Source organism: Wenzhouxiangella sp. XN24, from assembly GCF_011064545.1.
GTDB lineage: Bacteria > Pseudomonadota > Gammaproteobacteria > Steroidobacterales > XN24 > XN24.
Genome location: NZ_JAAMFG010000036.1, coordinates 492,762 through 517,644 on the forward strand (window position 1 = coordinate 492,762; position 24,883 = coordinate 517,644).

At 66.7% G+C, this 24,883-nt stretch carries 29 protein-coding genes; 27 read left to right on the forward strand and 2 right to left on the reverse strand.

Annotation, left to right across the window (positions count from 1 at the left end; translation table 11 throughout):
* Genes G6032_RS14340 through G6032_RS14350 form a run of 3 tightly spaced genes read left to right on the forward strand, consistent with a single transcriptional unit; the run spans window position 1 to window position 4,923 of the window.
* Window positions 1-1,656 (forward strand): peptide ABC transporter substrate-binding protein, encoded by a 1,656-nt coding sequence (locus G6032_RS14340; protein ID WP_165282826.1) that lies wholly within the window; start codon window positions 1-3, stop codon window positions 1,654-1,656.
* 2 nt (window positions 1,657-1,658) lie between these two features.
* Window positions 1,659-3,308, forward strand: coding sequence for an ABC transporter substrate-binding protein (locus G6032_RS14345; RefSeq protein WP_165282827.1), 1,650 nt, complete (start codon window positions 1,659-1,661; stop codon window positions 3,306-3,308).
* A 1-nt stretch (window position 3,309) separates the two neighbouring features.
* A complete protein-coding gene (locus G6032_RS14350; protein WP_165282828.1) occupies window positions 3,310-4,923 on the forward strand; it encodes a peptide ABC transporter substrate-binding protein in 1,614 nt (537 codons plus the stop codon).
* Here the strand turns inward: G6032_RS14350 and G6032_RS14355 are convergent.
* Complete coding sequence (locus tag G6032_RS14355) at window positions 4,910-5,623, reverse strand: SIMPL domain-containing protein (protein WP_165282829.1); 714 nt, start codon at window positions 5,621-5,623, stop codon at window positions 4,910-4,912. The two genes, G6032_RS14350 and G6032_RS14355, sit on opposite strands and share 14 nt — an antisense overlap.
* 166 nt (window positions 5,624-5,789) lie before the next feature.
* On the opposite strand from G6032_RS14355, the gene G6032_RS14360 reads away from it, so the two are divergent.
* The 22 genes from G6032_RS14360 to G6032_RS14465 all read left to right on the forward strand — a co-directional run bounded on the left by G6032_RS14360 (window position 5,790) and on the right by G6032_RS14465 (window position 22,682).
* Window positions 5,790-6,116 carry a c-type cytochrome gene (locus G6032_RS14360; RefSeq protein ID WP_165282830.1) on the forward strand — a complete coding sequence of 109 codons (327 nt, stop codon included), beginning with the start codon at window positions 5,790-5,792 and terminating at the stop codon, window positions 6,114-6,116.
* Window positions 6,113-6,445, forward strand: a complete 333-nt coding sequence (locus G6032_RS14365) for a cytochrome c (protein ID WP_346763826.1) — start codon at window positions 6,113-6,115, stop codon at window positions 6,443-6,445. Before G6032_RS14360 ends, G6032_RS14365 begins: the two co-directional genes overlap by 4 nt.
* Before the next feature lie 98 nt (window positions 6,446-6,543).
* Window positions 6,544-7,506, forward strand: coding sequence for an MBL fold metallo-hydrolase (locus G6032_RS14370; RefSeq protein ID WP_165282831.1), 963 nt, complete (start codon window positions 6,544-6,546; stop codon window positions 7,504-7,506).
* Window positions 7,503-8,495, forward strand: coding sequence for an oxidoreductase (locus G6032_RS14375; protein WP_165282832.1), 993 nt, complete (start codon window positions 7,503-7,505; stop codon window positions 8,493-8,495). Before G6032_RS14370 ends, G6032_RS14375 begins: the two co-directional genes overlap by 4 nt.
* 83 nt (window positions 8,496-8,578) lie before the next feature.
* Window positions 8,579-9,490: a methylisocitrate lyase gene (gene prpB, locus G6032_RS14380; protein ID WP_165282833.1), complete on the forward strand. Its 912-nt coding sequence runs from the start codon at window positions 8,579-8,581 to the stop codon at window positions 9,488-9,490.
* Window positions 9,487-10,611: a 2-methylcitrate synthase gene (gene prpC / locus G6032_RS14385; RefSeq protein ID WP_165282834.1), complete on the forward strand. Its 1,125-nt coding sequence runs from the start codon at window positions 9,487-9,489 to the stop codon at window positions 10,609-10,611. The genes prpB and prpC overlap by 4 nt, the downstream gene beginning before the upstream one ends.
* Window positions 10,612-10,636: 25 nt before the next feature.
* Window positions 10,637-12,088 (forward strand): bifunctional 2-methylcitrate dehydratase/aconitate hydratase, encoded by a 1,452-nt coding sequence (locus G6032_RS14390; RefSeq protein WP_165282835.1) that lies wholly within the window; start codon window positions 10,637-10,639, stop codon window positions 12,086-12,088.
* Between the two features lie 191 nt (window positions 12,089-12,279).
* Window positions 12,280-12,585, forward strand: a complete 306-nt coding sequence (locus tag G6032_RS14395) for a hypothetical protein (protein ID WP_165282836.1) — start codon at window positions 12,280-12,282, stop codon at window positions 12,583-12,585.
* Between the two features lie 55 nt (window positions 12,586-12,640).
* Complete coding sequence (gene rsmG / locus G6032_RS14400; protein WP_165282837.1) at window positions 12,641-13,285, forward strand: 16S rRNA (guanine(527)-N(7))-methyltransferase RsmG; 645 nt, start codon at window positions 12,641-12,643, stop codon at window positions 13,283-13,285.
* Complete coding sequence (locus G6032_RS14405; RefSeq protein WP_165282838.1) at window positions 13,282-14,067, forward strand: ParA family protein; 786 nt, start codon at window positions 13,282-13,284, stop codon at window positions 14,065-14,067. The genes rsmG and G6032_RS14405 overlap by 4 nt, the downstream gene beginning before the upstream one ends.
* Before the next feature lie 22 nt (window positions 14,068-14,089).
* Window positions 14,090-14,974, forward strand: coding sequence for a ParB/RepB/Spo0J family partition protein (locus tag G6032_RS14410; RefSeq protein ID WP_165282839.1), 885 nt, complete (start codon window positions 14,090-14,092; stop codon window positions 14,972-14,974).
* 10 nt (window positions 14,975-14,984) lie between these two features.
* Window positions 14,985-15,434 carry an ATP synthase subunit I gene (locus G6032_RS14415; protein ID WP_165282840.1) on the forward strand — a complete coding sequence of 150 codons (450 nt, stop codon included), beginning with the start codon at window positions 14,985-14,987 and terminating at the stop codon, window positions 15,432-15,434.
* Window positions 15,431-16,204, forward strand: a complete 774-nt coding sequence (atpB, locus tag G6032_RS14420) for a F0F1 ATP synthase subunit A (protein ID WP_240902302.1) — start codon at window positions 15,431-15,433, stop codon at window positions 16,202-16,204. Before G6032_RS14415 ends, atpB begins: the two co-directional genes overlap by 4 nt.
* 39 nt (window positions 16,205-16,243) lie before the next feature.
* On the forward strand, window positions 16,244-16,510 hold the full coding sequence (gene atpE, locus G6032_RS14425; protein ID WP_165282842.1) for a F0F1 ATP synthase subunit C: 267 nt from the start codon (window positions 16,244-16,246) through the stop codon (window positions 16,508-16,510).
* Between the two features lie 53 nt (window positions 16,511-16,563).
* Window positions 16,564-17,034 carry a F0F1 ATP synthase subunit B gene (locus G6032_RS14430; RefSeq protein ID WP_165282843.1) on the forward strand — a complete coding sequence of 157 codons (471 nt, stop codon included), beginning with the start codon at window positions 16,564-16,566 and terminating at the stop codon, window positions 17,032-17,034.
* 21 nt (window positions 17,035-17,055) lie between these two features.
* Window positions 17,056-17,592, forward strand: a complete 537-nt coding sequence (locus G6032_RS14435) for a F0F1 ATP synthase subunit delta (protein WP_165282844.1) — start codon at window positions 17,056-17,058, stop codon at window positions 17,590-17,592.
* A gap of 6 nt (window positions 17,593-17,598) precedes the next feature.
* Window positions 17,599-19,146, forward strand: a complete 1,548-nt coding sequence (atpA, locus tag G6032_RS14440) for a F0F1 ATP synthase subunit alpha (protein ID WP_346763830.1) — start codon at window positions 17,599-17,601, stop codon at window positions 19,144-19,146.
* A gap of 13 nt (window positions 19,147-19,159) precedes the next feature.
* Window positions 19,160-20,020: a F0F1 ATP synthase subunit gamma gene (atpG, locus tag G6032_RS14445; protein WP_165282846.1), complete on the forward strand. Its 861-nt coding sequence runs from the start codon at window positions 19,160-19,162 to the stop codon at window positions 20,018-20,020.
* A 38-nt stretch (window positions 20,021-20,058) separates the two neighbouring features.
* Window positions 20,059-21,438 (forward strand): F0F1 ATP synthase subunit beta, encoded by a 1,380-nt coding sequence (gene atpD, locus G6032_RS14450; RefSeq protein WP_165282847.1) that lies wholly within the window; start codon window positions 20,059-20,061, stop codon window positions 21,436-21,438.
* Window positions 21,439-21,465: 27 nt separating this feature from the next.
* Window positions 21,466-21,891: a F0F1 ATP synthase subunit epsilon gene (locus G6032_RS14455; RefSeq protein ID WP_165282848.1), complete on the forward strand. Its 426-nt coding sequence runs from the start codon at window positions 21,466-21,468 to the stop codon at window positions 21,889-21,891.
* A 117-nt stretch (window positions 21,892-22,008) separates the two neighbouring features.
* Entirely contained in the window at window positions 22,009-22,413 is a 405-nt protein-coding gene (locus G6032_RS14460; RefSeq protein ID WP_165282849.1) for a hypothetical protein, read from the forward strand.
* 68 nt (window positions 22,414-22,481) lie between these two features.
* Window positions 22,482-22,682, forward strand: coding sequence for a hypothetical protein (locus G6032_RS14465; RefSeq protein ID WP_165282415.1), 201 nt, complete (start codon window positions 22,482-22,484; stop codon window positions 22,680-22,682).
* A 10-nt stretch (window positions 22,683-22,692) separates the two neighbouring features.
* Here G6032_RS14465 and G6032_RS14470 read toward each other — a convergent pair whose 3' ends face one another.
* A complete protein-coding gene (locus tag G6032_RS14470; protein ID WP_165282850.1) occupies window positions 22,693-23,649 on the reverse strand; it encodes an integron integrase in 957 nt (318 codons plus the stop codon).
* A 561-nt stretch (window positions 23,650-24,210) separates the two neighbouring features.
* Here G6032_RS14470 and G6032_RS14475 point away from each other — a divergent pair.
* Together G6032_RS14475 and G6032_RS14480 are read left to right on the forward strand one after the other, a co-directional pair.
* A complete protein-coding gene (locus G6032_RS14475; protein WP_165282851.1) occupies window positions 24,211-24,489 on the forward strand; it encodes a type II toxin-antitoxin system RelE/ParE family toxin in 279 nt (92 codons plus the stop codon).
* 9 nt (window positions 24,490-24,498) lie between these two features.
* A complete protein-coding gene (locus tag G6032_RS14480; protein ID WP_165282852.1) occupies window positions 24,499-24,783 on the forward strand; it encodes a HigA family addiction module antitoxin in 285 nt (94 codons plus the stop codon).
* The last annotated feature ends 100 nt before the right edge of the window (window positions 24,784-24,883 follow it).

Here is a 24,883-nt window from a genome sequence, read left to right on the forward strand (position 1 = left end):
ATGCCGCCGCACGGCGCAAGCCTCCGGCGCGGCATTGCGAAGAGCTTCGCACTTTGCGCGGCCGGCCTGGCCTTGCTCTCGCTGTCCGCCTGCAACCCGCCGGAGAGTCCCGAAGGCATCCAGATGAAGCCGGGCGTCCAGGTGTTGAAGCGCGGCAACGGCGCCGAACCGGTCACGCTGGACCCGCACCGCGCGGTGTCCGTGCCGGCCATGAACATATTGCGCGACCTGTTCGAGGGCCTCGTCGCCACCGCGGCCGACGGCACCTCGATCCCCGGTGCGGCCGCGCGGTGGGAAACGAGTATCGACGGCCTGCAGTGGCGCTTCGAACTGCGGCGCGATGCGCGGTGGTCGAACGGGGAGCGTGTCACGGCGGCGGACTTCGTGGCAGGGTTGCGCCGGGCGCTCGACCCGGCAACCGGATCGGCCACGGCCGGCCTGCTTGCGCCGATCCTGAATGCGCGTGCGATTATGACCGGGCGCCTGCCGCCGGACCAGCTCGGCGTCGAAGCGCCGGACGAGTACACGGTCGTGGTGAAGCTTGCGGCGGCCACCCCGTGGTTGCCGGAGCTGCTCAGCCATCCGGTCAGCGCGCCGCTGTACCGCCCCGGCTATGAGAAACATGGGGACGATTTCGCGGTGCCCGGCCGGATGGTAAGCAACGGACCCTTCCATCTGTCCGAGTGGCAACCGGGGCAATTCGTGAAATTGTCCGCCAACCACAACTATCCCAGGCGCCAGGACATCGCGATCGACGCGGTGATCTATTACCCGATCGAGAACCAGGACATCGAGCTCGAGCGCTTCGAGGCCGGCGAGCTTCACTGGACCGCGGACGTGCCACATCACCGCCTCGGCTGGCTGGAGCGACGCCGCGCCGATGAACTCGTCATCACGCCGCGCATGGCCATCACCTGGCTCGGCTTCAACGTGACGCGGCCGCCATTCGAAGCCGCGCCCGGGCTGCGGCGTGCGCTGGCCATGGCGGTGGACAGGGACCTGATCGTGCGTGCGGTCACCGGGGCGGGAGAGATGCAGGCTTACGGCTGGGTGCCGCCGATGGACGGCTACGAACTGCAGGTGCCGGACTGGGCGGAGTTGCCGCGCAACGAACAGGTCGAGCAGGCGCGCGGCCTGTATGCCGCCGCCGGGTTCAGCGCGGAGGCCCCGCTCGAACTGGAGCTGCTTTATCCCGCCGGGCTGAACAACCGCCGCCTGGCGATCGCGGTCGCGGCCATGTGGCGTGATGCTTTCGGCGTGCGCACCCGGCTTCGCGAGGAGCCTTTCGTCGAGTTCCTCGAGTCGCGCGCCGACACCGGCACCACCATGGTGTTCCGGTCCGGCTGGGCCGCGGACTATGCGGATCCCTACAGTTTTCTCGGCCTGTTCGACAGCGAGACCGGCGCCAGCGACACCGGGTGGCGCAACGTCGCCTACGATGAATTGCTGCAGGCCTCCCTGCAGGCGCTCAATCCGCGCCGCCGGCTGACCCTGCTCGCCGAGGCCGAGCGCCTGTTGCTGGAGGATCAGCCCGTCGTCCCGCTGTACTTCGACGTGCGGCGCCGTCTCGTGAGGCCCGAGGTGCGGGGCTGGAAACCCAACCCGATGGACCTGCACCCGAGCCGCCATTTCTACCTCGCGGTGGCGGAGCAATGAGTATGAACATGCGGTTGCGCCAGACCGGGATGCTGCTGGCTTCCATCGCGCTGGCGTTCGCGAGCGGTTGCGGGCCCGGGCCCCAGTCGCCCGACACCGATGCGGTCCCCGCGGAGCGCGAATCGCCCGCCGAAATCGTCCTGCGTCGCGCCAACGGGCCTGAGCCCGACACGCTCGATCCGCAGCGCGCCGAGGACGAGACGAGCCGGGATATCATTCGCGATCTCTACGAAGGGCTCGTAGGCGAAACGGCGTCCGGCGACCTCGTACCGGGAGCGGCCGAGTCCTGGGAAGTGTCTCCCGACGGTCTCGCATGGACGTTCGTCCTGCGGCCCGACGGCCGCTGGTCGAACGGCGATCCGGTGGTGGCGGCCGACTTCGTGGCCGGACTCCGGCGTGCGGTCGATCCGGCGACGGCCAATTCGAGCGCGTCCCTGCTGGCGCCGCTGGACGGGGCGCTCGAGATCATCGCCGGTGACCGGCCGCCCGACACGCTGGGCGCGGAAGCGCTGGACGATCGGCGCCTGGTGCTGCGACTCCACAGCCCGACACCCTACCTGCTCGGCCTGCTCACCCACCCCGTCACTTTCCCGGTGCATGGTCCGAGCCTGGTTGCGCACGGCGCGCAGTTCGCACGCCCCGGCCGGCAGGTCTCCAACGGCCCCTACCGTCTCGACGAGTGGGTCGTGCAGAGCCACGTGCAGCTGCGGCGCAACACCTACTTCCGCGAGCGACCGCAGATCGACGTGGTGCGCTATTACACTTTCGACACGCCGGAGGCTGCCCTGAATCGCTACCGCGCCGGGGAGCTGGACCTGACAGTGCAGTTTCCGATGGCGCGTTTCCAGTGGCTGCGCGAGAACCTGCCGGACGAATTGCATACCGCTCCTGCACTGTCCACGCAGTTCTGGCTGTTCAACACCGTGCGCGCACCCACCGACGACCTGCGGGTTCGTGAGGCCCTTTCCATGGCGGTCGACCGGGACAAGATCACGCGCCTGGTGACAGGCCTCGGCGATCATCCCGCGTACGGCCTGGTGCCTCCCGGCGTCGCGAATTACAGCGCACAATCCTTTCCGTGGCGCGACTGGCCCATGGCCGAACGGGTCGCCCACGCGCGCGCACGCCTGGCCGAAGCCGGTTACGGGCCGGAGCGGCCCCTGCGGGTCGAAGTGCACTACAACACCGACGAAAACCTGCGCCGGGTGGCGGCTGCCGTGGCGTCCATGTGGCGCGAGCACCTTGGTGTCGAGACCACGCTATACAACGAGGAATTTCGCGTCATGCTGAACCGGCGCAAGCAGCCGGACGCCTGGCAGATCCTGCGCCTGGCCTGGCGGGGCGACTATAACGACGCGTCCAATTTTCTCGAGGCCTTGTCGATCAACGGCGCAGTGAGTGACACGGGCTTCGATGACCCGGAGTACGAACGCCTCCTCGCCGCCGCCTCGGCGGAGAATAATCCGGCGGGTCGGCGTGCGCTGCTGGAGGAAGCCGAGCGGCGCATGCTTGCGGCGTATCCCATCCTGCCGATCTACCATCCGGTCGGGAAGATCCTCATCAAGCCATGGGTGACCGGGTTCGCGCCCAACGTCCTCGTGCGCAACTATTCGCGGCACCTGTCGATCGACGTCGTGCAGCGAGGCCACTGAATTGCGTCGCGGCGGCGTCCTGGGCGTAGTGCTTGCCCTCGCCGTGGTCGCCGGCGGCGCATGGTTCGCGCTGCAGCCGGCGCCGGATACGGAGAGATCGGTATCGACCGATGCACCGGTCGAATTCGTGCGTGGCAACAGTGCGGACCCGGAGTCGCTCGACCCCTTGTACGCGCGCAGCGAGCCCGCGCTGAATATCATGCGGGACCTGCACGAGGGGCTGGTCTCGCTGGACGCCGCGGGGACGCCGGTGCCCGGCGCCGCACAGCGCTGGACAGAGTCGGCGGACGGGCTGGCCTGGCGTTTCGAGATCGATCCTGCGGCACGGTGGTCGGATGGCCGGCCGGTGGTCGCGGCGGATTTCGTCACGACCTTCCGGGCCCTTGGCGATCCCGCCCTGGCCTCGCCGCACGGTGCATTGTTCCTCTCGGTCGAGGGCATGGCCGATGCGCTCGCGGGCCGCGCCGCACCTTCGGACATCGGGGTCTCCGCCGTTGCAGACGACCGGCTCGAGATCCGTCTTGCGGCGCCCGTGCCATGGTTGCCCGCCTTGCTCGCGCATCCCGCCGCTGCACCGCGGCGCAGCGACGTGCCCAACGACGGCCAGGTCTCGAGCGGCCCGTTCCTGCTCGGGGACCGCGTGCCCGGTTCCCATGTGCTGTTGCTGCGCAATCCGGCCTACCGTGACGCTGCCGGGGTGGCCATCGAGCAGGTCCGCTACCTTTCGCTGGACGACCAGGCCAGCGAGCTGTCGCGCTACCGGGCCGGCGAGATCGACATGACCTACACCGTGCCGGTTTCCCGCGTGCCCTGGTTGCGCGAGCACCTGCCGGATGAGTTTCGCGTCAGCCCCTATCTCGCGGTGTATTTCTACGGCCTGAATACGCGCCGTCCCCCGCTCGACGACCCGCGGGTACGCCGCGCCCTGTCGCTGGCCATCGACCGCGACCTGATTGCGAGCCGGATCACGGGTGCGGGCGAGCAACCTGCCTGCACGCTGGTCCCGCCCGTGATGCCGGGCTACCCGTCTCCGGCGGACCCGACCTGCGAGGCCCGGCGCCGCGACCGTATCCAGCGCGCGCTGGCCTTGCTGGCGGAGGCCGGGTTCGGCCCGGACCGGCCGCTGGAGCTCGAGATCCGCTACAACACCGGTGAGCTGCACGACCGGGTGGCCGTGGCGGTCGGTGCAATGTGGCAGGAGGGCCTGGGCGTGAAGACGCGGCTGGTCGGCGAAGAGTTTCGCGTGCTGCTGGACAACGTGCGACTGGGCGAAGTGACGCAGGTTTACCGGGGCAGCTGGATCGCCGATTTCGCGGCGCCCGAGAGCTTCCTCCACATCCTCGCCGGGGACAACCCGGTCAATGGCACAGGCTGGGCCGACGAGCGATACGACGCGCTGCTGGCCGCCGCGCGGATGGCGGATGACGAGCTTGCGCGGATGACGGCGCTCGCCGCGGCCGAAGCGCGCGCGCTGGAGGCCACGCCGCTGATGCCGCTGTTTTTCTACGTCAGCAAGAAGCTGGTCAAGCCGCACGTCTGCGGCATCGTGGACAATCCCCTGAACGTCCACCCCAGCCGCTATGTCAGCTTCTGCCGCGAGGCTACTTCGACTTGATCTCGAAGCTCGCGGTGACGCTGGCCGAGATCCGGATCAGGCCCGGCTGGTAGGTCTCTGCGCCGCTCGCCATGTCGGCTTCCGCCATCGCCATGCGCGCGAGGGGACGCGGCCCCGGCCCGCTCAGGCCGCCATCTATGCGGACCGGCTCACCCGCCTGGACGCCCAGCGCCCGCGCCATGACCTCGGCCCGGCCGCGGGCATCGCGTGCCGCGGCGGCGAGCGCCTCGTTCTCCAGGGCCTCGCGCCGCGAAGTGTCGAAGGCCGGCGGCGAAGCTTCGGTGACGCCGAGCTCGAGTGCGCGCTCGGCCAGCTCGCCGAGCTTGTCGAGTTCCGCGAGGCGGATCAGCACCTGGCGCGAGACGATGAACCCCTCCAGCCGCCGTTCGCGCGTCTCCGGGTCCCAGCTGAAATCCTGGCTGACGGACAGCTCGGCGGTCGAAATATGGTCGTCGTCCACGCCGAGCTCGCGGGCGAGGCGGATCAATCGCGCGACGCCCTCGGCCACCTCGTCCCGGGCTGCGGCGACCGCCGGGTTGCGGGCCGTGATACCGAAGGACAGCCGGGCGATGTCCGGAACGACTTCGACCAGGCCCTGGCCGGTGGCGGTGACGACTTCGTCATCGTCTGCCGCGACAGGCAGTGCCAGCAACAGGGCGCCGAGCGAGACGGCGACAGCGAAAACGGTTTTCGGGGACATCGGGGTTTCTCCACGAGCGAGGGATGACGACGGCGACGGGAGCACGGGCTTTGGCGGGACACCGCTCCAGCCGGCCGCCCGGGTGGCGGTTGGCTTTTTCCAGGCTCCCTGATTACCATACCGACGCGATTTCCCGCCACCGTCCCGACCCGGAGGATGCTTGCCGATGCGACTGCGTGCCGTACTGACCGGAGTGGCCCTCGGCGCCTCCCTGACCGTATCCCCGGCCTTGGCGAGCGAGCGTCCGGCCGCTGTCGAGACCTGCCTCGGCTGCCATGGCATCAAGGGATACAAGAACGTCTATCCGACTTTCCCGGTGCCGAAGCTCGGCGGCCAGAGCGCGCAATACATTCTCGATGCCTTGCGTGCCTATGCCGAAGGCACGCGCCCGCATTCGACCATGCATGCCAACGCGGTGACGCTCTCCGAGGAACAGAAGCAGGCCATAGCCGCCTGGTTCGAGGCACAGGGGCGCGAGGAGCAGGACCAGTGAAGATCGCCAACCGTTCCGTACTCGCCGTCGCCGCCGCAGGATTGCTGTTGGCCGGCACCGCCCAGGCGGGCGATCCGGAGCTCGGCCGCACCAAGGCGGCTCCGTGCGCCACCTGCCACGGTGTGGACGGCATGGGCACGGCGCCGAATTTCCCCGTGCTGGCCGGCCAGTACGCCGACTACCTGGTGCATGTGCTCAAGCAATACCGCAGCGGGGAACGCGAAAACGCCCTGATGGCCCCGTTCGTCGCCGATCTGTCGGATGCCGACATCGCGGATCTCGCCGCCTACTATGCGGCCATGCAGGGGCTCGTCGTCCCCGAGCCCTAGGTCGCGCACGGCTTCCTGAACGCCCCCGGCGGGGCGCCGCTTTGCTCATCGCGGCGCGAGGCGAGACAATCGGGTCCTTCATTCGAGGGGAGCCGAATTTGCACAAGCCAAGCCTGATCGACTTTCATGCCGGCATCACGGCCATCGACACCGAGTACGTGCGCCCGGGCCTGGACGCCAGCCACCTGGTCGTCCAGGGGGAGCGCGCCGCCTTCGTGGACACGGGGACGACGCATTCGGTGCCGCTGCTGCTCGCGGCGCTGAAGGAAAAGAACCTCGCCCCGGAACAGGTCGACTACGTCTTCCTGACCCATGTGCATCTCGATCATGCCGGGGGCGCCGGCGCCCTGATGGCCGCACTGCCGCGTGCGACGGCCGTGCTGCACCCGCGCGGGGCGCGCCACATGGCCGATCCCTCGCGCCTCGTGGCGGGCTCGAAGGCGGTCTATGGCGATGCCGCCTTCGATGCGCTGTACGGCGAGATCGTGCCGATTCCCGCGGAACGCATCCGGACGGTGGAGGACGGCGAGAAGCTGGCCCTGGCCGACCGCGAGCTCGAGTTCCTGCATACGGAAGGCCATGCCCGGCACCATTACTGCATCGTCGACCCGGCCGCGGAAGCCATCTTCACCGGCGACTGTTTCGGTATCTCCTACCGGGAGCTCGACACGGCCGATGGGCCGTTCATATTCCCCACGACCACGCCCGTGCAGTTCGATCCGGAGGCGGCGCACGCGACACTGCACAGGCTCCTGAGCTATGCGCCGCGGCATGCGTTCCTGACCCACTTCAGCCACGTGTCGGCCCCCGCGGCACTGGCGCCGCAGCTGCATCGCGACCTCGACGCCTACGTGGACATCGCGCGGCGTTGCCGGGCTGCGGATGATCCCGAGGAGTCGATCCGGCTCGCGCTGCGGGAATGGACCTTCGCCCGGCTCGATGCCCATGGTTTCGATCCCGATCCCGTGTTGCGCGACGAAATCCTGCACATGGACCTGGCGCTGAACGCGCAGGGCCTCGCGTACTGGCTGGCCCATGCCGCCGATGGAGCCCCCGCATGAAGAGTTTCACCGCTTTTCGCATTCACCAGGCCGGCAAGGGCGTCGATGCGCGCCTCGAGACCATCGGTCTCGACGACCTGTCGGCCGGCGAGGTGGTGATCGCCGGCCATTACTCGGACATCAATTACAAGGATGCGCTCGCCGCCACCGGCAAGGGTCGGATCCTGCGTCGCTTTCCGCTGGTGGGAGGGATCGACGTCGCGGGCGAAGTGCTCAGCTCGAGCGATCCCCGCTACCAGCCCGGGGACGCGGTGCTGGTGACCGGCTGCGGCCTGAGCGAGGAGCATGACGGCGGTTATGCCGAGTATGTCCGTGTCCCGGGAGACTGGGTCGTGCCGATTCCGGAGGGGCTGGATACGCGCGCCGCCATGCAACTCGGCACTGCCGGGTTCACCGCGGGCCTGGCGATCCACCGCCTCGAGCACAACGGCGTGGCGCCCGAGGCGGGCCCGGTGATCGTGACGGGCGCGACCGGCGGCGTCGGCAGCCTGGCCGTCGACATGCTGGCCCGGCGCGGCTACCAGGTGACGGCGCTGACCGGCAAAGCCGACGCCGCCGACTACCTGAGACGGCTCGGTGCAGCGGAGATCCTCGTCCGCGGCGAGTTCGAGATGGGTTCGCGGCCGCTCGAGAAAGCCACCTGGGCCGGTGCGGTCGACAACCTCGGTGGGGAAACGCTGGCTTGGCTGACCCGCACCATGGACTGGTGGGGCTCCATCGCCTCCATCGGCCTGGCCCAGGACCACACCCTGAACACCACCGTGATGCCGTTCATCCTGCGGGGGGTGAACCTGCTGGGGATCAACTCGGTGGCGACGCCGCGGCCGTTGCGCCTCGCGGTCTGGGATCGCCTGGCGACGGGACTGAAACCCGCGCATCTCGACGAGATCGCGCACAGAACCGTGACGTTAAGCGAACTTCCAGGCGTTTTCGGCGAATATATCGACGGGCAGGTGCGTGGCCGCACCCTGGTGGACCTGCGCCGCTGATCCCGCGCGCACAATAGTTCCGCCCTGCTGCTAAAATGATGCGCTGCCCACATCGCAGCGCACGTCCCGAAGGGGAGCCACTGATGCCCGAGATCCCGTCTGCCGGCGCCCGCTTCCGGGCGGCCCTGGAAGCCGAACGTCCGTTGCAGGTCGTCGGCACCGTCAATGCCTACAGCGCATTGCTCGCCGAGCGTGCCGGCTACCGCGCGATCTACCTGTCGGGGGCCGGCGTCGCGAACGCGTCTTTCGGCCTTCCGGACCTCGGCATGACCAGCCTCAACGACGTCTGCGAGGACATCCGCCGCATCACGGGCGCCACCGACCTGCCCCTGCTGGTGGATGCCGACACCGGTTGGGGCACGGCCTTCAATATCGCGCGCACCGTGGGCGAAATGGAGCGCGCGGGGGCCGCCGCACTGCACCTCGAGGACCAGGTTTCGGCCAAGCGCTGCGGCCATCGCCCCGGCAAGGCGCTGGTCTCGAGCGCCGAGATGTGTGACCGGATCCGCGCGGCGGTGGACGGCCGGGACGACGACTCCTTCGTCATCATGGCGCGCACGGACGCGCACGCCGTCGAGGGCCAGGCGCAGGCGGTCGAGCGGGCCCTCGCCTATGTCGAGGCGGGCGCCGACATGATTTTTGCCGAAGCGCTCAACACGCTCGACGAATATCGCGAGTTCACCACCGCGGTGAGCGTCCCGGTGCTGGCCAACATCACGGAATTCGGCCAGACGCCGTTGTTCACCACCGACGAACTCGCCGATGCAGGGGTGCGCCTGGCGCTGTATCCCCTCTCCGCGTTCCGCGCGATGAGCGCCGCCGCGCTCGCGGTTTACGAGACCTTGCGGCGCGAAGGCACGCAGAAGGCAGTCGTCGACACCATGCAGACCCGCAAGGAGCTTTACGAGGTGCTCGGCTATCACGAATACGAGCGCAAGCTCGACGCGCTGTTCTCGACGGACGGCGCGACCAGCAAAATGGGAGAAAAACAATGAGCAAGGACAAGAAAGCCGGCGGTCTCGCGGGCGTCTCCGCGGGCCAGACCGGCATCTGCACGGTCGGCAAGGAAGGTGCCGGGCTGACGTACCGCGGCTACGACATCTACGATCTCGCCGACCACGCGCGCTTCGAGGAGGTTGCCTACCTGCTGCACTACGGCCGCCTCCCGACCCGCGCCGAGCTCGACGCCTACGTGGCGCGCCTGCAGAAGCTGCGGGGCCTGCCGGAGGAACTGAAGAACGCGCTGGAAGCGATCCCGGGTGACACGCACCCGATGGACGTATTGCGCAGCGGCTGTTCGCTGCTCGGCAACTTCGAACCCGAAGTGGACGATCTCCCGCAGGTGGACGTCGCCGACCGGCTGCTGGCCGCGTTCCCTTCGATCCTGCTTTACTGGTGGCGCTTCCACCAGCAGGGCGTGCGCATCGACACGGTGACCGACGACGACAGCGTCGCGGGCCATTTCCTGCACCTGCTGCACGGCAAGCAGCCGTCCGATTTCCATCGCCGCGTGCTCGACGTGTCGCTGGTCCTGTATGCGGAGCACGAGTTCAACGCATCGACGTTCACGGCCCGCGTCATCGCGGCGACGTTGTCGGACTTCCATTCGGCCATCACCGGTGCCATCGGCGCCCTGCGCGGTCCCCTGCACGGGGGCGCCAACGAGGCCGCGATGGAACTGATCCAGCGTTTCGACAGCGCGGCGGCCGCCGACCAGGGTATTCGCCAGATGCTCGCCGACAAGGCGAAGATCATGGGCTTCGGCCATCGCGTCTACACGACGTCCGACCCGCGCAACAAGGTCATCAAGGCCTACGCGAAGCAGCTCGCCGACGAGCGCGGCGACACCGTCATCTTCCCGGTGTCCGAGGCCATCGAGAAAGTCATGTGGGACGAGAAGAAGCTGTTCCCGAATGCGGATTTCTATTCCGCCAGCGCTTATCACTTCATGGGTATCCCGACGCCCTTGTTCACGCCGATCTTCGTCTGCGCGCGGACGACAGGATGGGCGGCGCATGTCATGGAACAGCGCGCCGACAATCGCCTCATCCGCCCGGCCGCCGACTATGTCGGCCCCGGACTGCAAAGCTGGACGCCGATCGAAGAGCGCGGCTGAGCCGCGCCACCCACAAGGAGCAGACATGTCCGCCTCAGATATCCGTTCGGCCCAGCGCCCCGATCCCGACAAGGTCCTGGTCGCCATCGCCGATTACGTGCACGGCTACGAGATCGACAGCGCCGCCGCGCTGGAAACCGCCCGCTACTGCCTCATGGACACGCTCGCCTGCGGGTTCCAGGCGCTCGACTACCCGGCGTGCACCAAGCTGCTCGGCCCCGTCGTGCCCGGCGCCACGCTGCCGGGCGGCGCCCGGGTCCCGGGCACGGCCTGGGAGCTCGATCCCGTGCAGGCCGCGTTCAACATCGGCGCGATCGTGCGCTGGCTGGATTTCAACGACACCTGGCTGGCGGCGGAGTGGGGTCATCCTTCCGACAACCTCGGTGCCATCCTCGCCGTGGCGGATTACCTGTCGCGCAAACAGGTGGCCGCCGGCGAACCCCCGCTGAAGGTCCGCGCGGTGCTCGACGCCATGATCATGGCCCACGAGATCCAGGGCGTCCTGGCGCTGGAGAACAGCTTCAACCGCGTGGGCCTCGACCACGTGCTGCTGGTGCGGATCGCTTCCACCGCGGTGGCGACGAAAATGCTCGGCGGCACGCGCGAGCAGATCATCAACGCGGTGTCCAACGCGTGGATCGACGGCGGCGCCCTGCGCACCTATCGCCATGCGCCGAACACCGGCTCGCGCAAGAGCTGGGCGGCCGGTGACGCGACCAGCCGCGGCGTGCGCCACGCGCTCATCGCGCTCACCGGCGAGATGGGCTACCCGTCGGCGCTGACCGCGAAGACCTGGGGTTTCCAGGACGTCCTGTTCGGCGGCAAGGACCTGTCCCTGCCGCAGGATTTCGGCAGTTACGTGATGGAGAACGTGCTGTTCAAGATCTCCTTCCCCGCCGAGTTCCACGCGCAGACCGCCGTCGAAGCCGCGATGAAGCTGCACGCCGAGGTTCGCGACCGGCTCGACGACGTCAAGGAAGTCATCATCGAGACCCAGGAGCCGGGCGTGCGCATCATCGACAAGACGGGCCCGCTCGATAATCCCGCGGATCGCGATCACTGCATCCAGTACATGACCGCCATCCCCCTGATCTTCGGCCGCCTCGTGGCCGCCGACTACGAGGACGCCGTGGCGCGCGACCCCCGCGTGGACGCCTTGCGCGACAAGATGACAGTGCGCGAGAACGAGCGTTTCACGCGCGACTACTACGACGCGGACAAGCGCTACATCGGCAACGCGGTGCAGGTGTTCTTCAAGGACGGCAGTTCGACCGACCGCGTCGAGGTCGAGTTTCCCATCGGCCACCGCAAGCGTCGTGCCGAGGGCATCCCGGTGCTGGTGCGGAAGTTCGAGACGAGCCTCAAGGACAAGCTGGACGGGGACCGCTTCCGGACGTTGAAGTCGCTGTGTGCCGACCAGCAGAAGCTGGAGGCCACGCCGGTGGACGCCTTGATGGCCCTGCTCGTCAACGACTGAGCGGCAACGGGCCGGCAGCGAAAAAAGCCCCCGCGGACGAATCCGCGGGGGCCCCGATTCATCGCCTGGTCCGGACTCGTTGCGGCCGTGGGTCTTGCGTATTCACCAGAGGCTTCCCGAAAGGTGAATCCCCAAGGGGGTTTCCGGGCGAACACTCTCTTGCGAGTCTGGAAACACGCAAGGAGAGTGGCATGCAGCTGAAGGGTTTCATCGCCGGCGCCGCCGTGGTGTCGCTGGCCTGGCTGGGCTCCACGGCCTGGGGAAATTTCGCCGCCGAGACGCAGGCGCGCTCGACGGCGCACGCGTCCGGCGCGCAAGGCGCCGCGCAGGGCATGACCGACGCGGAGAAGGAGGCCCACGTGGCCGAAATGCGTCACCTGATGGAGGTGCACCGGAACCTGGGGGTCTGCCCGTACTCGGGCCGCAGCGCCCGGGACGCCGTGCCGCGCGGGTCCGCGCCGCTACTGCGCCAGCGGAGCCAGCCGGTCGAAATCTAGCCCGGCGGGCGGCGTTCATTCGGTATACTTGCGGGCCCATGCCGCAGGAGTCCCGGTGGACACAGCCCGCATTCAGCACCTGATCGACGACGGCCTGGCCGGCCTGCGCCTTGCCGAGCCGGCCGGCCTGTCCGTGCGGCTGTGCGCCTACGTCGCGTTGCTGGAGAAATGGAACCAGACCTACAACCTCACGGCCGTGCGCGTGCCGGAGGAAATGGTCCCACGGCACATCCTCGACAGCCTGGTCCTGTTGCCCTTCCTCGCCGCCGAGCGGGTGCTCGACGTCGGCACCGGCGCGGGGCTGCCGGGCCTTGTGCTGGCCATGGCCAGCCCCGGTCAGCAGTTCGTGCTGCTCGATTCCGCCGGCAAGAAAACCCGCTTCCTGGAGCACGCGGCAGCCCGCCTGGAGCTCGACAACGTCGTGGTCGTCAAGGCGCGGGTCGAGGATCACGCCGACCCGCAGGGTTTCGGGGTGGTCCTGAGCCGGGCCTTCTCCTCCGTGGGCGATTTCCTGCGGCTCGCCGGCCACCTGGCGCAGGGCGGCGGACGGCTGCTGGCGATGAAGGGCGCCCTGCCCGAAGCCGAGCTGCAGGCGCTGCCCGCAGGATGGCGCCTGTGGGCCGTCCACAAGCTGGCCGTGCCGGGCCTGTCCGGCCGCCGCCACCTGCTCGAGTTCTGCCGCAAGGACGCCCCGACTTGACCAGGATACTCGCCATCGCGAACCAGAAAGGGGGGGTCGGCAAGACGACCACCGCGGTGAATCTCGCCGCCTCGCTGGCGGCCACGCGCCGCCGCGTGTTGCTGGTCGACCTCGATCCCCAGGGCAATGCGACGATGGGCGCCGGGGTGGACAAGCGCGAGCTCGAACTGTCGTCGTGCGACGTGCTGCTCGGCGAGGCGGCGGCCCGCGACGCGATCCTGCGCACGGATCCGGGCGGCTTCGACCTCCTGCCGGGCAACGAGGACCTGACGACCGCCGAGGTGCGCCTCATCAACGAGTTCGGCCGCGAGACGCGCCTGCGTGCGGCCCTCAAGGACATAGCCCGGGAATACGATTACGTCCTCATCGACTGTCCGCCGTCGATCAACATGCTGACCGTCAACGCGCTGACCGCCGCCACCGGTGTGCTGATTCCCATGCAGTGCGAGTATTACGCGCTCGAAGGCCTGTCCGCGCTGGTCAACACCATCGAGCAGATCCGCAGCGCCGTGAACCCGGAGCTGCAGGTCGAGGGGCTGCTGCGCACCATGTTCGATCCGCGCAACAACCTCGCCAACGAGGTGTCCTCGCAGCTGATCCTGCATTTCGGGGATAAAGTGTTCCGCACCGTGATCCCGCGCAATATCCGCCTCGCAGAGGCGCCCAGCTTCGGCATGCCGGCGCTGTTTCACGACAAGACCAGCCGCGGTGCCCTCGCCTACCTGGCCCTCGCCGGCGAGATGATTCGCCGCCAGGCGTCGGCCGAGGCGACGCCCGCGTGAACACTACGGAGACGGAACACTGATGGCCGTGAAAAAACGCTCCCTCGGTCGCGGCCTCGATGCGCTGCTGTCTTCCTCGAGCCGCGCATCTACCGCGGACACCGCCCGGGAAGACGCGCAGTTCCGCGAGCTCGGCGTCGAGCAGCTCAAGCGCGGCCGTTACCAGCCGCGCCTGGACATCCGCCAGGAGACGCTCGAGGACCTCGCGGACTCGATCCGCGCCCAGGGCGTCGTCCAGCCGATCGTCATCAGGCCGGTCACGGACACCGGCGACGGCGCCCGCTTCGAGATCATCGCCGGCGAGCGGCGCTGGCGGGCTGCGCAGCTGGCCGGACTGCAGAAAGTCCCGGTGATCATTCGCGACGTCCCCGACGAGGCGGCCGTCGCGATGGCGCTCATCGAGAACATCCAGCGGGAAAATCTCAATCCGCTGGAAGAGGCGCGTTCGCTGGAGCGGCTGACCGGGGAGTTCGCGCTGACGCACCAGCAGGCGGCCGAAGCCGTGGGGCGTTCGCGCGCGGCCGTGAGCAACCTGTTGCGCCTGCTGGAGCTGGGCGACGAGGTGAAACGCCTGGTCGAGCGCCGGGAACTCGAGATGGGACATGCGCGGGCGCTGCTCGGGCTCACGGAGCCGAAGGCCCAGGCCGCGGCGGCCCGCGAAGTGGTCGCCAGGGGACTCTCGGTGCGCGAGACCGAGCGCCTGGTGAAGCGCCTCGCCGGCGGAACATCGCCCAGGACGCAGGCGCCGCAGCGCCGTAACCCGGACATCCAGCGCCTCGAGGCCGAGGTCGGCGAAAAACTGGGCGCCAGGGTGACCGTCCAGCACACGGCTGCGGGGCGCGGCAAGCTCGTCGTCAGTTACAACAGTCTCGACGAGCTCGAGGGCATCCTGGGCCACATCCGCTAGCGCCGAAAAATTGCTGCATCTGCTCAAAGGCGATATAATCCCGCGGCTTTTGGGGCCGAGGCCGCTCGGCATGCGAAATCGCCTGGGTTCAGTGCCCGTCAAGATCGTCGGGGGACAAGCCGCGGTCGCATTGGCCGGGGCCGGCGTTTTCGGCGCCACGATGGGCGGTGATGCCGCACTCGGGGCGCTCGCGGGCGGCGGCATCAGCGTGGTGCTGAGCCTCTGGATGGCCTTGCGGGTTTTCGCGGTGCCGGCCGAGGCGGGTCCAAGAGCGATGTTTTCGGCCTTTGCGAAGGCCGAGGCGATAAAGATGGTGATGGCTGTCGTGCTGTTCTCGGCCGCAGCCATTTTTTTGAGCCACGTGTTTGTTCCGCTCGTGGTCACGTTTATCGCCACGCTGGCCGTGAACTGGCTGGCGCTGGTGTTTACGCGACGTGATCGACAGGGCTTTGGTGGATGACGGCTATGGCGGCTTCTCCGACAGAATATGTCACGCATCACTTGGAACACCTCTCCGTCGGCGAGGGATTCTGGACGGTGCATATCGACACCCTGTTCTGGTCCTGGGTCACCGGGCTGATCTTCCTCGGCGTGTTCTACGGCGCCGCGCGGGCGGTCACGGCCGGCGTGCCGGGCAAGATGCAGAATTTCGTCGAAGCGATTCTCGAGTTCGTGGACAACTCGGTGAGCGAAGCCTTCCACGGCCCCAAGGGGCTGCTCGCGCCGCTGGCGCTGACCATCTTCGTCTGGGTGTTCCTCTGGAACCTCATGGACCTGATCCCGGTCGACCTGTTCCCCGTGCTCGCCGCCATGATCGGCATCGAGTACATGCGCGTGGTGCCGTCGGCCGACATGAGCGCGACCTTCAGCCTGTCGCTGTCGGTGTTCGTCCTCATCATCTATTACGGCATCAAGGGCAAGGGCGCCGCGGGCTTCGGCAAGGAGTTCCTGTTTCACCCCTTCGGCAAGAACCCGCTGCTGGTGCCGTTCAACCTGATTCTCAACACGGTCGAGATGATCGCCAAGCCCGTGTCGCTGGCGCTGCGACTGTTCGGCAACCTGTATGCCGCCGAGCTCATTTTCATCCTGATCGCCATGCTGCCGTTCTGGGCCCAGTGGCTCCCCGGCAGCGCCTGGGCGATCTTCCATATTCTCGTGATCCCGCTCCAGGCGTTCATCTTCATGACGCTGACCATCGTTTACATCGCGCTGGCTTACGAGAAGCACTGATTTCACCCCTGTAGAACCCGCCTCCTACGGAGATTGACCATGGAAGCTATTGCATCAGTTCAGGCCTTTACCGCGTTGGCGGTCGGACTCATCTTCGCGTTCGCCGCGCTCGGTACCGGTATCGGTTTCGGCCTGCTCGGCGGCAAGTTCCTCGAGGGCGCAGCGCGCCAGCCCGAGATGGCCAACATGCTGCAGATCCGCATGTTCATCGTCGCCGGCCTGCTCGACGCGCTGGCCATCATCGGTGTCGCGTTCGCCGCGCTGCTGCTGTTCGCCAACCCGCTGCTGGCCGCTCTCCAGAGCTGAGGGGCCGCATGGCCTCTCTACCGGCAAATGCACGCTGATCGGGAGTCGGAATCGTGGGCATTAACCTGACACTCTTCGGCCAGATGCTGACCTTCCTGGTCTTCGTCTGGTTCACCAAGAAGTTCGTCTGGCCGCCGATCATGCAGGCGCTGGAGGAACGGAGGGCGCGTATCGCCGAGGGCCTCGCTGCCGCGGAACGGGGGCAGAAGGCCCTCGAGGACGCCGACAGCCAGGTGGCGGAACGCCTCCGCGAGGCGCGGCAACAGGCTTCGCAGATCATCGAGCAGGCGGAGCGCCGCGGCGCGGAGCTGGTGGAAGAGGCAAAAGAAAATGCCCAGGCGGCGGGCGAGCGCATGCTCGCGCAGGCCCGCGCCGAGCTGGAGCAGGACACCAACCGGGCGCGGGAAGCGCTGCGGGGCGAGGTCGCTGCGATCGCGTTGTCCGGTGCCCAGCAGCTGCTCGAGAAGGAGATCGACGCGGGTACGCACCGCGAACTGCTCGATCGCCTCTCCAGCCAGCTGTAGGCCCGTGGAGAGTACTGAGTAATGGCAGAAAAGATGACCGTCGCCCGGCCCTATGCGAGGGCGGTGTTCGAAATCGCCGAGGAGGAAGGTGCCCTTGCGGGTTGGTCCGAATTCCTCGAGCGTGGCGCCCGGGCGGCGTCCGACGAGCGCGTCCAGGCGCTGATCGGCAATCCGGCGGTGAGCCGGGAGTCGCTCGCGGAGTTGTTCATCGAGCTGTGTGGAGACGCCGCGGGGACGCAGGGCCCCAGCTTTCTCAAGCTGCTGGCGGAGAACGGCCGCATGGACTGGCTTCCCGAGATTGCCGCCGAATACGAGGCGCTGCGCGCCGAGGCGGAGAACATCGTGGATGTCCAGCTGACATCCGCGGTCGAACTGGACGCCGCGCAGCGCGAGAGCTTCGCTGCATCGCTCAGGAAACGCCTCGGTCGCGACGTGCGCCTGCACTGCGATACGGACGAGAAACTGCTCGGCGGTGCGGTGATCCGCGCCGGCGACCTGGTCATCGATGGCTCACTGTCCGGTCGCCTCGAAAGGCTGGCCGGCGCCGTCACGCACTAAAGGATTCTGGAAATGTCCATCAAGGCATCTGAAATCAGCGATCTGATCAAAGAGAAGATCCTCAAGTTCGAGTCCACGACCGTCGCCAGCAATGTCGGCACCGTGGTTTCGGTGACGGACGGCATCGTGCGCATTCACGGCCTGGCGAACGCCGCCTACGGTGAAATGCTCGAGTTTCCGGGCAACACCTTCGGCCTCGCGCTGAACCTGGAGCAGGACTCGGTCGGCGCCGTGGTGCTGGGCGACTACCTGCACATCTCCGAAGGGGATACCGTCAAGACGACCGGCCGCATCCTCGAGGTGCCGGTCGGCGAGGCGCTGCTCGGGCGCGTGGTGAACTCCCTCGGCGTGCCGATCGACGGCAAGGGCCCGATCAAGACGGAATTCACCTCGCCGATCGAGAAAGTCGCGCCGGGTGTCATCTGGCGCCAGTCGGTCGACCAGCCGATGCAGACCGGCCTGAAGGCCATCGACGCGATGGTCCCTGTCGGCCGCGGCCAGCGCGAGCTGATCATCGGCGACCGCCAGACCGGCAAGAGCGCGGTGGCGATCGACACGATCATCAACCAGAAAGGCACGGGCGTTAAGTGCATCTACGTCGCGATCGGGCAGAAGCAGTCGTCCATCGCGGGCGTGGTGCGCAAGCTCGAAGAGTTCGGCGCGATGGACCACACCATCATCGTCGCCGCGCCCGCCGCGGAATCCGCCGCCCTGCAGTACATCGCCCCCTACGCAGGCTGCGCCATGGGCGAGTATTTCCGCGACAAGGGCGAGGACGCCCTGATCATCTACGACGATCTGACCAAGCAGGCCTGGGCCTACCGCCAGGTGTCCCTGCTGCTGCGCCGCCCGCCGGGCCGCGAAGCCTATCCGGGTGACGTGTTCTACCTTCATTCCCGCCTGCTGGAGCGCGCCGCGCGCGTCAACCCGGAGTTCGTCGAGCGCGAGACGGGCGGCAAGGTGAAGGGCAAGACCGGCTCGCTGACCGCGTTGCCGATCATCGAGACGCAGGCGGGCGACGTCTCCGCCTTCGTACCGACCAACGTGATCTCCATCACCGACGGCCAGATCTACCTCGAGACGGACCTGTTCAACGCCGGCATCCGCCCCGCCATCAACGCCGGTCTTTCGGTGTCACGCGTCGGTGGCGCTGCGCAGACGAAAGTCATCAAGAAGCTCGGCGGCGGCATCCGCCTGGCGCTGGCGCAGTTCCGCGAACTGGCGGCCTTCGCCCAGTTCGCCTCTGACCTGGACGAGACCACGCGCAAGCAGCTCGATCGCGGCCAGCGCGTCACCGAGCTGCTCAAGCAGCTGCAGTACTCGCCGATGTCCGTGGCGCAGATGGCGGTATCGCTGTTCGCGGTGAACGAGGGTTTCATCGACAAGGTCGAGATCGAGAAGATCAGCGATTTCGAGCGTGCACTGCATGCGCACATGGACTCGACGCATCCCGAGCTGATGAAGAAGCTCAACGAGACCGGCGACTGGAACGAGGAGTTGCAGTCCGAGATGAAGAAGGGCGTCGCCGACTTCGTCGCGACCGGCACCTGGTAGAGCGGAGTCCCCGATGGCCAACGCCAAAGAAATCCGCACGCAGATCAAGAGCATCCGCAACACGGGCAAGATCACCAAGGCCATGGAAATGGTCGCGGCGGCCAAGATGCGGAAGGCCCAGGAGCGGATGGCGGCTTCCCGGCCCTACGCCGAGCGGATTCGCACGGTGATCGGTCACCTGATGCAGGCGCGTCCGGATTACCGGCACCCGTTCATGCAGGAGCGCACCGCGCGGCGCGTGGGATTCATCATCGTCTCCACCGACCGCGGGTTGTGCGGCGGGCTGAACGCCAACTTGTTCCGCAAGACGCTGCGTGAGATGCGCGAGTGGCGCGACCAGGGCGTCGAGATCGAAGTCTGCCTCATCGGCCGCAAGGCGGCGCAGTTCTTCCGTCGTCTCGACGTCAACATCGTGGCCAGCCTGCAGGATCTCGGCGACATCCCGCGCGTGCAGGACCTGATCGGCGCGATCCAGGTGATGTTGAATGGCTACACCGAAGAGCGGCTCGACCGCGTGTTCCTCGTGCACAACGTGTTCGTCAACACGATGAGCCAGAAGCCAGAGACGGTGACCCTGCTGCCGGCGCAGACCGAGGACGCCGAACAGCTGCAAAAACACTGGGACTACATTTACGAGCCCAGCTCCACCGAGCTGGTCGAGCAGGTGCTGACCCGCTACATCGAGTCGCAGGTCTACCGCGGCGCGGTCGAGAACGTGGCGTGTGAAATGGCCGCGCGCATGGTGGCGATGAAGAGTGCCACCGACAATGCCGGCAAACTGATCGACGGGCTGCAGCTCGCCTACAACAAGGCGCGCCAGGCCGCGATCACCCAGGAACTCGCCGAGATCGTCGGCGGCGCGGCGGCCGTCTGACGGCGCCCCAGCGGATACGAGACAGAGGAAACTGATCCATGAGCACTGGCAATATCGTTCAGGTCATCGGCGCCGTGGTGGACGTGAAGTTCCCACGCGAGCACCTGCCTAACGTCTACGAGGCCCTGAAGATCGACGAGACCGGCGTGACGCTAGAGGTGCAGCAGCAGCTCGGTGACGGTGTCGTCCGCTGCATCGCCATGGGCGCCAGCGAAGGCCTGCGCCGCGGACTCGACGTGAAGAGCACGGGCGAGCCCATCCAGGTGCCGGTCGGCAAGGCGACGCTCGGCCGCATCATGGACGTGCTCGGCCAGCCGATCGACGAGGCCGGTCCGGTCGAGACCGACACCTACATGCCGATTCACCGCGCACCGCCGTCTTACGAGGACCAGGCCCCGGCCGTCGAAGTGCTGGAGACCGGCATCAAGGTCATCGACCTGATCATGCCGATCGCCAAGGGCGGCAAGATCGGCCTGTTCGGCGGTGCCGGCGTGGGCAAGACCGTGACGCTGATGGAGCTCATCCGCAACATCGCCATCGAGCACTCCGGCTACTCCGTGTTCGCCGGCGTCGGTGAGCGCACCCGCGAGGGCAACGACTTCTACCACGAGATGAAGGACTCCAACGTCCTCGACAAGGTCGCGCTGGTGTACGGCCAGATGAACGAGCCGCCGGGCAACCGCCTGCGCGTCGCGCTGACCGGCCTGACCATCGCGGAGAACTTCCGCGACGAAGGCCGCGACGTGCTGATGTTCATCGACAACATCTACCGCTACACCCTGGCCGGCACCGAGGTCTCGGCCCTGCTCGGGCGCATGCCTTCCGCCGTGGGTTACCAGCCGACGCTGGCCGAGGAAATGGGCATGCTGCAGGAGCGCATCACGTCCACGAAGACCGGCTCGATCACGTCATTCCAGGCCGTGTACGTCCCGGCCGACGACCTGACCGACCCGTCGCCCGCCACGACCTTCGCTCACCTCGACGCGACCCTCGTGCTGTCGCGCCAGATCGCCGAGCTCGGCATCTACCCGGCCGTGGATCCGCTGGACTCCACCTCGCGCCTGCTCGATCCGAACGTCATCGGCCAGGAGCACTACGACTGCGCGCGCGCAGTGCAGGCCACGCTGCAGCGTTACAAGGAGCTGCAGGACATCATCGCGATTCTCGGCATGGACGAGCTGTCGGAAGAAGACAAGCAGGTCGTGACCCGCGCCCGCAAGGTGCAGCGCTTCCTGTCGCAACCCTTCTTCGTTGCCGAGGCCTTCACCGGCTCGCCCGGCAAGTACGTGTCTCTGAAGGACACCATCAAGGGCTTCCGCGGCATTGTCGACGGCGAATACGACTCTATCCCCGAGCAGGCCTTTTACATGGTCGGCACGATCGACGAGGCCGTCGAGAAGGCGAAGAAGCTGCAGTAAGGTGGTCCAGGCCGCCCGGAGTAACGGATGAGCAAGATCCACGTCGACATCGTCAGCGCCGAAGGCGAAATCTTCACGGGTGACGCGGCCATGCTGTTCGCGCCGGCCACCATCGGCGAGATCGGCGTGGCGCCGAACCACGCGCCGCTGCTCACCGGCCTGCGGCCCGGCACGGTGCGTGTGCAGACCCCCGAGGGCGAGGAACTGTTCTTCTACGTCTCCGGCGGGATGATCGAGATCCAGCCCAAGGCTGTCACCGTGCTGGCCGACGCCGCGGCGCGCGCCCACGACCTCGACGAGGCGGCCGTGCAGCAGGCGAAGCAACGCGCCCAGGACCTGCTCGAAAACCGCGAGTCCGCCAAGGACATCGCTGTCGCCCAGGCCGAGCTCGCCCAGGCCGCCGCCCAGCTCGCGCTGCTCGAGAAGATCAAGAAGAACGCCGGGCGGAAGTAGGCCGGCGTCGCGAACTCCGCTGTTCTCTCCAGGGGGCTGCCGATTGGCGGCCCCCTTTGTCGTTGTGGTATATGGTTCCGGTCGACCCCATTGGCAGAAAGAGCGGTTTCGTCTCCCGTGTCGAAGCGAAGCGATCAGCATGACCTCAAATGGGCCCGGGAGCAGTTCCCGATGCTGGCCCGGCGTGGCGACGCCGAACTGCTGCGCATCGTAAAGGAAGCGCGGGGGCAACTCTGGCTCATGACCCGCGCCATCGTCGTCGCCGGAGGCGTCGCCGGGGCGCTCCTGGCTGAGTGGATCAAAGAGCACTGGCTGACAGAGATGTTCTCCGACTCTGGCGGATTCGTCTTCATGGTCACCGCCGCAGGACTGGTCGGTTACGCCATCAGCGTCGCGATCGAGCATGTGCTGCGCCGCCGGATCGATTCGATCGTGAGCGATCCTCGTCGCTTCATGTACGGCACCCAACCGCGTCGCGACGCTAACGCTGCTCGCCGGGCGCCCGGTGACACTGGACAGTAACGCGCAGGCTTCGCTAGTCTCGCATCGGCGCAACTGCCCGCCACAAACACACGAGCGTGCTGGATACGATGGATGCAACCGGACCCGTCGCCCTACTCGTCGTCATCGCGGTCGTCGGCTTCATCTGGCTGTTGCCGATCGTCATCATCATCGGCTCGAACCGGACCACCGGAGGCGAGAAGGCCGCGTGGGTGCTGGCCGTGATCTTCGTGTCATGGTTCGCGTGGGTCTTCTACATGCTGCTCGCGCCGATCAAGAACAAGGACTGAAGTTCCCGGGTCAATCCAGCGGGCTGCGCACGCCACGCCCGCCGCGCTGGATGACATGGGTGTAGATCATCGTGGTCGAGACATCCGAGTGGCCAAGCAGCTCCTGCACCGTGCGTATGTCGTAGCCGGACTCCAGCAGGTGCGTGGCGAAGGAATGCCGGAAGGTATGACACGATGCAGGCTTCGTGATGCCGGCCGCGCGCACGGCCTGCTTCACTGCGCGTTGCAGCACGTCCGGCAACAGGTGATAACGAACGACGCGAGCAGTGTAGGGGCTACGACAGAATTTCCTGGCCGGGAACACGAACTGCCAAGGCCATTCGAAGGGCGCCGCGGGATACTTGCGTTCAAGTGCCGGGGGCAGGGCAACGCCAGGATGGCTTGCCGCGCGGTCCGCCTCGAACAGCGAGCGCACCCGCTTGAGCTGAAACTGCAGCGGCTCTACGGCGGAATCCGGCAGCATGGTGCAACGGTCTTTTGCTCCCTTGCCGTCCCGCACCGTGAGCTGCCGGTAGTCGAAATCCACATCCTTCACCCGGAGCCGCAGGCACTCAGAGACACGCAACCCGGAGCCGTACAGGAGGCTGGTCGCCAGCCAATGTGTGCCCTCCAGTTGCGCCAGGACCCGACGCACTTCGTCCCGGGACAACACAACCGGGATGCGGGCTGGTCGCTTCGCGCGAACCATTCCGTCCAACCATGGCAGGTCGAGCTCGAGTGCCTCGCGGTAAAGGAACAGGATCGCGGACAACGCCTGGTTCTGCGTTGAGGCCGCGACCTGGCGATCCGTCGCGAGGTAGGTGAGAAACTGCTCCACTTCCGGCCCGCCCATCTCCCGAGGGTGGCGACTGCCATGGAAGCGGATGAAACGCTTTATCCAGCCCAGGTAGGACGTCTCGGTGCGAAAACTGTAGTGTTTAATCCGAATCCGGTCCCGCACGACGTCCAGCAGCCTCGGCTCCGGCATAACCCAAACCCCGGTATCTGTGGTATATCCAGCAGGATTCAGATGGTAAACAGCGGCTTGGTTCCTTCCAAGCCAGACTATTCAGGGTGTTTCATGCGATATTCAACCGTGTTTAGTCCATCGACTTTGAGTTAGATGCAAGCAAGGAACAGCCATGGCCGCCCGTTGATCGCAATTCAGCGCAGAGTCGATCGCGGTTACGGTATAGACGCACCTCTCGCCATGCTTCGCGAGAACCTGCTGTACTCGGATCGAGTCGAACTTTATCCGGCCCAGCGTATAGTCCTATTGGACATCCCGCACGGCGAGCTACGCCATCACTGCACCGAAAAAGAATGGAACGAGTTCTGTGGCTTCTTGGGCGACAATGATGTGCCGATAGTCCGGCCACGCTGGTGGGAGTTCTGGGTGAAATGATCAATGCATCTAACATTGGGCTGGAGACCGACGCTTGACTGTTCCCTCCTTTCGCTGTCGCTCCAGTCGGTCGCCGTCAAGCGCGGCTCAGCCCGAGCGTTAGGCATCTTGTCTGGCGTAACGTTATAGGTTACGCTTTAATGCATGATACTGAGATTCCGTCACAAAGGATTGGCGAAATTCTTTGCCACGGGTTCTCGGTCTGGAATTCGACCGGCGCATGCAGTCCGCTTGAAGCTGATACTGGCTACTCTCAATGCGGCTACCGGCCCCGGCGACATGGCGCTGCCTGGTTTGAAACTGCATCCGCTGAAAGGAGAACTGAAAGGTCGCTGGGCTGTGGAAGTCAGTGGCAATTGGCGGGTGACCTTTGCCTTCGTAGGTACGGATGCCGATGAAGTGGATTACGAGGATTACCATTAGGATCGACCTATGAAGATGCACAATCCCCCTCATCCTGGCGAGATCATTCGGTCGCTCTGTCTTGAGCCATTGGAACTGACCGTCACGGACGCTGCGGCCGCTCTTGGCGTGAGCCGTAAGACCTTGTCGGCGATCTTGAACGGCCGTGCAGGACTCAGCCCGGAGATGGCGGTGCGTTTGTCGATGGCCTTTGGCACAAGCGCAGAGAGCTGGTTGAATCTGCAGACGCAGTACGATTTGTGGCACGCCGAGAAGCGCCGAAAGGGTCTCAAAGTTGCGCGCCTCGCTGCCTGAGATACCTAACTACAGGATGAACCTGACGATGCCGGCTGTCACGGCCCGTGCATACGCACGGTCCGCGCCAGCCTCCATCGCAGGTTATCCAGGGCGTTAG

Excerpts from the sequence above, each read along its gene's own strand:
- G6032_RS14480 (WP_165282852.1), top strand. The coding sequence starts at position 24,499 with ATGAAGATGCACAATCCCCCTCATCCTGGCGAGATCATTCGGTCGCTC.
- G6032_RS14475 (WP_165282851.1), top strand. The coding sequence starts at position 24,211 with ATGATACTGAGATTCCGTCACAAAGGATTGGCGAAATTCTTTGCCACG.
- G6032_RS14465 (WP_165282415.1), top strand. The coding sequence starts at position 22,482 with ATGGATGCAACCGGACCCGTCGCCCTACTCGTCGTCATCGCGGTCGTC.
- G6032_RS14455 (WP_165282848.1), top strand. The coding sequence starts at position 21,466 with ATGAGCAAGATCCACGTCGACATCGTCAGCGCCGAAGGCGAAATCTTC.
- atpG (WP_165282846.1), top strand. The coding sequence starts at position 19,160 with ATGGCCAACGCCAAAGAAATCCGCACGCAGATCAAGAGCATCCGCAAC.
- G6032_RS14395 (WP_165282836.1), top strand. The coding sequence starts at position 12,280 with ATGCAGCTGAAGGGTTTCATCGCCGGCGCCGCCGTGGTGTCGCTGGCC.
- G6032_RS14375 (WP_165282832.1), top strand. The coding sequence starts at position 7,503 with ATGAAGAGTTTCACCGCTTTTCGCATTCACCAGGCCGGCAAGGGCGTC.
- prpB (WP_165282833.1), top strand. The coding sequence starts at position 8,579 with ATGCCCGAGATCCCGTCTGCCGGCGCCCGCTTCCGGGCGGCCCTGGAA.
- prpC (WP_165282834.1), top strand. The coding sequence starts at position 9,487 with ATGAGCAAGGACAAGAAAGCCGGCGGTCTCGCGGGCGTCTCCGCGGGC.
- G6032_RS14360 (WP_165282830.1), top strand. The coding sequence starts at position 5,790 with ATGCGACTGCGTGCCGTACTGACCGGAGTGGCCCTCGGCGCCTCCCTG.
- G6032_RS14410 (WP_165282839.1), top strand. The coding sequence starts at position 14,090 with ATGGCCGTGAAAAAACGCTCCCTCGGTCGCGGCCTCGATGCGCTGCTG.
- atpD (WP_165282847.1), top strand. The coding sequence starts at position 20,059 with ATGAGCACTGGCAATATCGTTCAGGTCATCGGCGCCGTGGTGGACGTG.
- G6032_RS14340 (WP_165282826.1), top strand. The coding sequence starts at position 1 with ATGCCGCCGCACGGCGCAAGCCTCCGGCGCGGCATTGCGAAGAGCTTC.
- G6032_RS14355 (WP_165282829.1), bottom strand. The coding sequence starts at position 5,623 with ATGTCCCCGAAAACCGTTTTCGCTGTCGCCGTCTCGCTCGGCGCCCTG.
- atpB (WP_240902302.1), top strand. The coding sequence starts at position 15,431 with ATGACGGCTATGGCGGCTTCTCCGACAGAATATGTCACGCATCACTTG.
- atpE (WP_165282842.1), top strand. The coding sequence starts at position 16,244 with ATGGAAGCTATTGCATCAGTTCAGGCCTTTACCGCGTTGGCGGTCGGA.
- G6032_RS14470 (WP_165282850.1), bottom strand. The coding sequence starts at position 23,649 with ATGCCGGAGCCGAGGCTGCTGGACGTCGTGCGGGACCGGATTCGGATT.
- G6032_RS14435 (WP_165282844.1), top strand. The coding sequence starts at position 17,056 with ATGGCAGAAAAGATGACCGTCGCCCGGCCCTATGCGAGGGCGGTGTTC.
- G6032_RS14345 (WP_165282827.1), top strand. The coding sequence starts at position 1,659 with ATGAACATGCGGTTGCGCCAGACCGGGATGCTGCTGGCTTCCATCGCG.
- G6032_RS14390 (WP_165282835.1), top strand. The coding sequence starts at position 10,637 with ATGTCCGCCTCAGATATCCGTTCGGCCCAGCGCCCCGATCCCGACAAG.